The sequence below is a fragment of the Actinomycetospora sp. 2LY8.5 genome (genome assembly GCF_057180585.1).
Map to the genome: position 1 here is coordinate 1 of NZ_JBXUHE010000085.1, position 6,807 is coordinate 6,807.

Annotated in this window: 9 protein-coding genes; 3 read left to right on the forward strand and 6 right to left on the reverse strand. The window is 71.3% G+C overall.

Features of this window, described 5'->3' with window-relative positions:
• The coding region (locus AC2A1K_RS35255) for an acyl-CoA dehydrogenase family protein (RefSeq protein WP_483901010.1) at nucleotides 1-408 on the reverse strand (408 nt) is incomplete at its 3' end.
• Nucleotides 409-476: 68 nt separating this feature from the next.
• Here AC2A1K_RS35255 and AC2A1K_RS35260 point away from each other — a divergent pair.
• Both AC2A1K_RS35260 and AC2A1K_RS35265 read left to right on the forward strand, forming a co-directional pair.
• Nucleotides 477-1,232: an enoyl-CoA hydratase/isomerase family protein gene (locus tag AC2A1K_RS35260; protein ID WP_483901011.1), complete on the forward strand. Its 756-nt coding sequence runs from the start codon at nucleotides 477-479 to the stop codon at nucleotides 1,230-1,232.
• Nucleotides 1,233-1,428: 196 nt separating this feature from the next.
• Nucleotides 1,429-2,232, forward strand: a complete 804-nt coding sequence (locus AC2A1K_RS35265; protein WP_483901012.1) for a FadR/GntR family transcriptional regulator — start codon at nucleotides 1,429-1,431, stop codon at nucleotides 2,230-2,232.
• Nucleotides 2,233-2,271: 39 nt separating this feature from the next.
• On the opposite strand, the gene AC2A1K_RS35270 is transcribed toward AC2A1K_RS35265, so the two are convergent.
• From AC2A1K_RS35270 to AC2A1K_RS35285, 4 genes are all read right to left on the reverse strand, one after another.
• Nucleotides 2,272-3,066 (reverse strand): SDR family oxidoreductase, encoded by a 795-nt coding sequence (locus AC2A1K_RS35270; protein ID WP_483901013.1) that lies wholly within the window; start codon nucleotides 3,064-3,066, stop codon nucleotides 2,272-2,274.
• 450 nt (nucleotides 3,067-3,516) lie between these two features.
• Nucleotides 3,517-3,897, reverse strand: a complete 381-nt coding sequence (locus AC2A1K_RS35275; protein WP_483901014.1) for a hypothetical protein — start codon at nucleotides 3,895-3,897, stop codon at nucleotides 3,517-3,519.
• A gap of 134 nt (nucleotides 3,898-4,031) precedes the next feature.
• The gene (locus AC2A1K_RS35280; RefSeq protein WP_483901015.1) at nucleotides 4,032-4,466 is read right to left on the reverse strand and encodes an organic hydroperoxide resistance protein; all 435 of its coding nucleotides are present in this window, start codon (nucleotides 4,464-4,466) and stop codon (nucleotides 4,032-4,034) included.
• A 41-nt stretch (nucleotides 4,467-4,507) separates the two neighbouring features.
• Complete coding sequence (locus AC2A1K_RS35285; RefSeq protein ID WP_483901016.1) at nucleotides 4,508-5,677, reverse strand: FAD-dependent monooxygenase; 1,170 nt, start codon at nucleotides 5,675-5,677, stop codon at nucleotides 4,508-4,510.
• 171 nt (nucleotides 5,678-5,848) lie between these two features.
• Between AC2A1K_RS35285 and AC2A1K_RS35290 the strand changes: the two genes are divergently transcribed.
• The gene (locus tag AC2A1K_RS35290) at nucleotides 5,849-6,463 is read left to right on the forward strand and encodes a TetR/AcrR family transcriptional regulator (RefSeq protein ID WP_483901017.1); all 615 of its coding nucleotides are present in this window, start codon (nucleotides 5,849-5,851) and stop codon (nucleotides 6,461-6,463) included.
• 53 nt (nucleotides 6,464-6,516) lie between these two features.
• Here the strand turns inward: AC2A1K_RS35290 and AC2A1K_RS35295 are convergent, their stop codons facing one another.
• The gene (locus AC2A1K_RS35295; RefSeq protein WP_483901018.1) at nucleotides 6,517-6,642 is read right to left on the reverse strand and encodes a hypothetical protein; all 126 of its coding nucleotides are present in this window, start codon (nucleotides 6,640-6,642) and stop codon (nucleotides 6,517-6,519) included.
• Nucleotides 6,643-6,807 lie beyond the last annotated feature (165 nt).

A 6,807-nucleotide genomic window follows, 5' to 3' on the forward strand; every position in this document is an offset into this window, starting at 1 on the left:
GGCAGAGCGGGGGGAACAGCAGCCTACGGCCATTGACGGCAGCTCTGATGGAAGCCATCCCCGCTCCGCCTGCACACCCGGAGCCAACACCAGCTCCGGCCGCACCTCTGAAGGTAGGGCGTGATGGAGCGACACGAAGTGCAGGACACACCGAGGGGCGTCGGCGCGCGCCAGCTCCTCGAAGATCACGGCCTGCTGGGCGAGCGAGAACCCCCCGCCCCATTGCGCCGGCCAATGTGGAACGGCCCACCCGGCAGCGTCGAGTCGGCGCAGCCAGTCCTGCTGGAAAGCGACGAACTCGTCGCGCGAGGCCGTGGCCTGGGTCCGTCGCCAGTCCGGTGGCACGTGCGACGTGCACCATCGGCGGACCGCGGCCCTGAGGTCGGCCTCGCTCAGATCGAGTGACACAGCGCGCTCCTTCCCGCTGACAACTCCTAGTATATATAACTTTTAGAGTCAACGATCGAGGAGGCGTGATGGACTGGCATCCACCCACGGAGATCCGGCTGGAGAACGACGGGCCGGTCCGCATCGTCACGTTGCATCGCCCCGACATGCTCAACGCGTGCAACGAGTCGATGCACGTCGCGCTCGCGTCGATCTGGGGTGAGCTCGACGACGGCGAGGCCCGCGCGGTCGTGCTCACCGGCGCCGGCCGTGCGTTCAGCGCGGGTGGCGATCTCGACTGGATCCGTGAGGACGCCGGCGACGATGCCGCGGCGCGGCGGTCGACCGAGCGGGCCGGGGTCATCATCCGCGAGATGCTGCGGTGCCCGCTCCCGGTCGTCGCGGCGGTGAACGGTCCGGCCGTGGGGCTGGGCTGCAGCCTGACCGTCCTCGCCGACATCGTGCTGATCTCGCCCGAGGCCTTCCTGTCCGACCCGCACGTCGGTGTGGGACTGGTGGCGGGCGACGGTGGTGCCCTGCTCCCGTTCCTCACCGGGCTCCATCGGGCCAAGGAGTTCCTGTTCCTCGGAGATCGAGTCACCGCCGAGGAAGCGGTCCGGTTCGGACTCGCCAACCGTGTGGTTCCTCGCGACGACCTCCTCGACGAAGCCGTCGCGATGGCGCACCGCTTGGCCTCGATGCCACCTCAGGCCCTCCAGGACACGAAGCGCACGCTGAACTCGCTGCTCCTGGCCGCCTGGCCGACCGTGGATGCCGGCCTGGTCGCCGAGCGGTCCTCCATGCGCAGCTCCGACCATCGCCAGCGGCTGGAGAAGTTGGGGTGATCCTCCGTCGACGGCGTCGCACGGAGCACATCCCCCGTGTCGCCGCCGTCGAGGAAGCCGGGCCGTCGCGGGGACCGTTCACTACTACACATGATTCAATTGGTTACCCTGTCACCGCGGACGGGCCGGACCAGCAAACGACCGAACCCGATGCGCGGTGCACGCGGCGGTGTCCTCGGGCCGAGGAGGGGAACCGATGACTGAAACCGACCCTGCGTACACGGACCTCGAGGCTCAGCTCCACCAGCCGAGGCTCGCCGAGGTCGTGGCCGGTGTCCTGCGAAGCCGGATCGTGGAGGGTCGGCTCGCGAACGGCTCGAGACTCCCGAAGCAGGACGACCTCCTGCGGGAGTTCCGGGTCAGTCGGCCGTCCCTGCGCGAGGCACTGCGCATCCTCGAGGCAGAGGGTCTCGTGACCGTCCAGCGCGGAAACGTGGGCGGCGCCATCGTCCGCGCGCCCAGCGCCCAGTCGTCGGCCTACATCCTCAGCCTGGTGCTGCAGTCCCAGCATGTCGTCCTGGCCGATCTGGCCGAGGCGATCCGCAACGTCGAGCCGGTCGCCGCCGACCTGTGCGCGCGACGCAAGGACCGCAAGTCGACGGTCGTGCCCGCGCTGCGCGCGGCACAGCAGGATGCCGCCGACACCCTGGAGGACGGCGTCGGATTCACCCGCGTCGCCCGACGCTTCCACGAGGAGATCGTCCGCGGCTGTGGGAACACGACCCTGACCGTGATGCTCGGCACGTTGGAGCGGATGTGGTCGCACCAGGAGGGGCAGTGGGCGGAGCGCGCGGAGGACCTCGGCAGGTATCCGAGCGAGAGCCACCGCGAGGAGGTTCTCGACGCTCACCGGTCGCTGCTGGACGCGATCGAGCGAGGGGACGCGGAGTACGCGGCCAAGCTCGCGCGAGGCCACCTGCGCGAGTCGCAGCGCTACACCCTCTCGGAGGGGCTCGACCAGGTCGTCCACGCTGCCCCGATCACCTCGTCGGGGCTCTGAGCGACGGCCCGACCGGCCACCGACGCCCAGCCCGAGCCCTCACGGCAGATCGCGGATGGTGCCACCGTCCACCGGGACGATGGCCCCCGTGGTCCAGCTCGCCGCCTCCGAACACAGGAACGCCACCAGCCCCGCCACCTCCTCGGGGCGCCCGGTGCGGCCCGCCGCGATCGGCTGTCGCTCCATCATGCGCTGCTCGATGTCCTCGACGCTGCGCCCGGTGCGCGCGGCCGCCGCGTCGTAACCCGAGAGCACACTCTCGCTGCGGGTCAGACCCGGCAGGACGCAGTTCGCGACGATCCCCTCCTTGGCGTAGGTGCGCGAGAGCGCTCGGGTGGCGTGCATCAGCGCCGCCTTCGCCGCCCCGTAGGCGGCGAACCGTGGGTCCGGGTCGCGCCCGGCGGTCGAACCGATGGTGACGATGCGACCCCACCCCCGGGTCTGCATGTCGGGGACGCAGGCCAGCGAGAGCCGGATCGCACTGAGCGTGTTCGCCGAGTAGGCCGCCAACCATGACTCGTCGGAGAACGAGCGCAGGTGCTCACCGGTCGAGACGCCGGCCGCGTGAACCACGGCGTCGATGCGGTCGAACCGTTCCAGGGCGACGTCGCGTATCCGTTCGCTCGAACTCGGGTCGGCGACGTCCGCGATGACCGTGGCCACGTCGGCCCCGTCCGCCCGCAGCTTCTCGGCCACCGCCTCCAGTCGCCGGGCGCCACGGGCGCACAGCACCAGACGCGCGCCCTCCCGCGCGAGCAGCGTCGCCGAGGAGTGTCCGATGCCGGCGCTGGCACCGGTCACGATCGCCGTGCGGGAACCGAGTCCGAGATCCATGCTCACTCCAGCCAGATCGGCGGTGTCGACGGTGATACCCCACCGCCCGCCGTTCGCCCTCGTGGATGGCAGGACACGCTCGGCGCTCGTCGCGGAAGAGCCCGCCCCGCCCGGCCCTCTCTCTGATGACCAGAGCGTCGACCGGCACCGTCATGCTGCCGTCCCGGTTGAGCGGCCGGTGCACGGCGCGTCGAGCGGCGGACCATGACCGGCATCGCCCTTTCCCTATATCTTTGCAATGATAAAGTCCTCAGTGGTTGACCGGCAAGTACTCCCAGGGAGCGGGCAGGGAGTCGACGTCGGCACCGGCTCACGCGGTGAGCTCGGTCCGGCACCGCCGGACGGTGCTCGCCCGACCGCACGACCGGCCGATCCGCAGGCGACCGGACGTCTCGGGAGCAACGGGCACCTCCGATCAGCTCGATGGCCCTGCCCACGGCGTCACGGTGATCAACCGGCCGGAGCCGCACGCAGGAACGCTCGCAACAGCACGCGGGCGGTCTCCGGGGTGAGCTCGCCGGCCCTGGGCGTGCTGCTCATGCTCGGCCTGCGGTGCTGGGCGAGCGGATCCGCGAGCGGCTCGAGCGCTGGCGGCGCAGGAGGGAGACCGGCTCTCGGACCGCGCTGGGCTGGGTCGTGGGGATCGCCGGCGAGGCGACCGGCGTTCGCGGTGTCGAGGCCGTCGCCGCGGATCAGCAGCCGGCACCAGAGGATCCCGAAGGCCTGGTCGACGAGCAGGTCGGGCTGGATGTCCGGAGCCAGGTCACCGCAGGCCCCTCGCGGTCGAGCACCTTCACGCCCGCCGCTCGGCGGCGAATCCCGGGTCCGCATCGCGGCTCACCGCTCACGCCCCGGGCGGCACGAGCGCGAGCCACAGCACCAGAGGAGCAACGGCCGGGGGCGCCGGCATGCGACCCCGGACCGCGTCGCGGTGGCCCCTGGCGCCGGTGCGTTTCCGGGTGTTCTCAGTCCGGGGTGGCGAGCGAGACCTCGACAGGGATGTTGTTGCGCACCGCCACGGAGTACGGGCAGAACTGGTGGGCCTGCTCGAGCATCTCCTCGGCGACCGCGGTGTCGACACCAGGCAGTTCGGCCTCGATGCGGGCGGCGAGACCGATGCTGCGCTCCCGGACCGAGCCGACCATGGAGATGGTGATCGACACCGCGGAGTCGGAGATGTCGACCCGACGGCCGGCGGCGATGTTCTTCAGCGCGCTGTGGAAGCACGCGGCGTACCCGGCAGCGAACATCTGTTCGGGATTGGTGCCGACCGTGTCGTCCCCGCCGAGCGCCTTCGGAGTGGTCAGCGAGAGGTCCAGTGCGCCGTCGTCGGAGGTGACGCGACCGGTGCGACCGCCCCAGGCGGTCGCGGTCGTGGTGTAGAGGACGTTGTCGGACAAGGGAGTCCCTCCGTTCGGGTGGTCACGATTGTCGCGGACGGTCATGCGGCCAGTGCGGAGGCGGCGGTGCGGGCTCGCCTGACCGCCCTGCGCCCGCCCCAGCGCATGAGCAGGGTGCGCGCGATGCGCAGCGTGGCGCAGGACGGCACGAAGATCTGGTGCTTGAAGGTCGACTGACGGTGGTGCTTGCGGACGAAGGGCCGCAGGCTCGCCTCGAGCGCAGCCAGCGCGGTGGCCACGTCGTCGTGCTCCCGGAGAGCGTGGGCGAGGACGGCACCGGCCATCATCGCGGAGGTGGCGCCCGCGCCCGAATAGAGGGTCATGCACCACGCGGCGTCGCCGAGCAGCACGACGCGGCCCTGGTGCCACGAGGGCATCTCCACGCGATGCACCGAGTCGAAGAGCGGATCGGACGCCTGCTCGAGACCGCGCAGCGCCCAGCTGACGGCCTCGCTGTCGGCGAGATCGCCGAAGACCTCACGCAGCGTCTGCGCCGGGGGGCGGGCGAACTGGGCATCGATGTCCTCGGTGCGGTAGGTGAACAGGGCCGTCGGGGGCCGGTCGTCGAAAGGGAAGATCCACAGAGACCGGCCGGTGTCGGCGAGGACGAGCCCGTCGCGCTCGGCGAAGTGAGGCACCTGCTCGTCGAGCTGGAACGCGCAGATGATGGAGTCCAGCGAGCGCAGGTAGCGGTCGTCGGGTCCGAACACCGTTCGTCGTACCGTCGACCGCAGGCCGTCGGCGCCGACGAGCAGATCGAAGGTCTCCTCCGTCGTCTCGCCGGTGGCGACGTCGGTGAGCGTGACCCGCACCTGGTCCTGCTCCTCGACGATCGTGGAGGGCGAGACGCCCCAGCGAACCTCGACGTCCGGCTCGACCGCCCGCCACAGCGCGGCTTCGATGTCGCCGCGCAGCACGCCTTCCGGGTTGCCGGGCTGGTCGAGGAAGCCACTGCTGCGCACGCGATTGCCGATCGTGTCGACCTCCCAGGTCGCTGTCCTCTCGGGGGTGCGCAGGCGGATGTCATCGAGCACCTCGAGATCCCGCGCCGCCCGCAGGCCCTCCGGGAAGAGCCCGATGAAGTAGCCGCCGACGCGTCGCGCGCACGCGCGTTCCACGATCACCGGGATCCAGCCGGCCTGGCGCAGGCCCACCGCCGCTGACATCCCCGCGATACCCAGCCCCACGACCAGAGCCCGCTGTTCGCCCATCCCGTCCACCTCCCCTCCCGATTTCACGACGCTCTGTCGTAAAAGCTACCCCTCCTTCGGCGGTCAGTGGCCGTCCGAGCCGTGATCTGGTTCACGGGTAGGCATGACGACCCCCGTCGCCTCGGGCGGGCGACCGGCGCAGCCGGTCGCCGGCGGCGTCATACTCGGAGGGTGCCGAGGATCAAGGCGGCGACGCTGCGAGAGCACCACGACCAGGCATGGGAGGCGCTCGCCGACGCCGTCGAGGGGCTGCTGGACGAGCGTGACTACGACGCGATCACCCTCGGCGACATCGCCGAGCGGGCCGGAATGGCCCGGAACACCGTCTACAACTACGCCAAGGACAAGAACGATCTCGCGGCGGCGGTCGCCGAGCGCCGCAGCCGAGCCGTGGTGGCCCGCGTCAACGACCTCTCGCGCGCGCAGCAGCCCGCCTCGCGCCGCATCGTCGCGATCGTCGACGTACTCGTCGGCTCGTTCACCACCGGAGCGGTCCGCCACGCGCTCGTGCAGGAGCTGGCCGGGCGTTCCGCCCGCTCCGAGACCCAGCGGTGGTCCGCGCCCCTGTCCGGGCTGGTGACCGCCATCGAGAGCCTCGTCGAGGAGGGAGTCGTGAGTGGCGAGTTCCGGAGCCTGGACGACATCGGGCTGACCGTCGCCTTCATGTCCGGCGTCGTCGGTGCTGCCGTGCAACGTGCCGCCACTCCCGGTGCGCCCGGGCCCGAACGACTCGCCACCGCCGCAAGCGAGTTCATGCTCCGTGCGCTCGAGCCCGACCGGCAGTGAGCACGTCGGACCGCCAGCACCGTAGAGACGGTCCGGAGCCGAGCCGTCGCTGATCAGGCGAGCAGGCGGTTGAGCGCCGGGGCGATCCGGCGGTGGCTGGCGACGGGCGCCGGGCGACCGTGATCGTGGTGGCCCACCAGCCGCGCCGGCGTCAGCTCGGCGTTGCCCTCGACGAGCACGAACGGCACACCTCAGTGCCCGGCGATCGCGTCACGGCGGGCTCGCGCACTCGGTCCGGACGACGCCGTCGGCTCGGGCACCCGATCTCCGGGCGCCCGGTCCTCGGGCCGATCGGTCCCGGCTGCCACCTCAGCCGGCGTTCGCGGCGTTCATCCCGGCGGCGA

Coding starts and splice junctions, on each gene's coding strand:
- AC2A1K_RS35260 (WP_483901011.1), top strand. CDS start 477: ATGGACTGGCATCCACCCACGGAGATCCGGCTGGAGAACGACGGGCCG.
- AC2A1K_RS35265 (WP_483901012.1), top strand. CDS start 1,429: ATGACTGAAACCGACCCTGCGTACACGGACCTCGAGGCTCAGCTCCAC.
- AC2A1K_RS35270 (WP_483901013.1), bottom strand. CDS start 3,066: ATGGATCTCGGACTCGGTTCCCGCACGGCGATCGTGACCGGTGCCAGC.
- AC2A1K_RS35275 (WP_483901014.1), bottom strand. CDS start 3,897: ATGCGGACCCGGGATTCGCCGCCGAGCGGCGGGCGTGAAGGTGCTCGA.
- AC2A1K_RS35285 (WP_483901016.1), bottom strand. CDS start 5,677: ATGGGCGAACAGCGGGCTCTGGTCGTGGGGCTGGGTATCGCGGGGATG.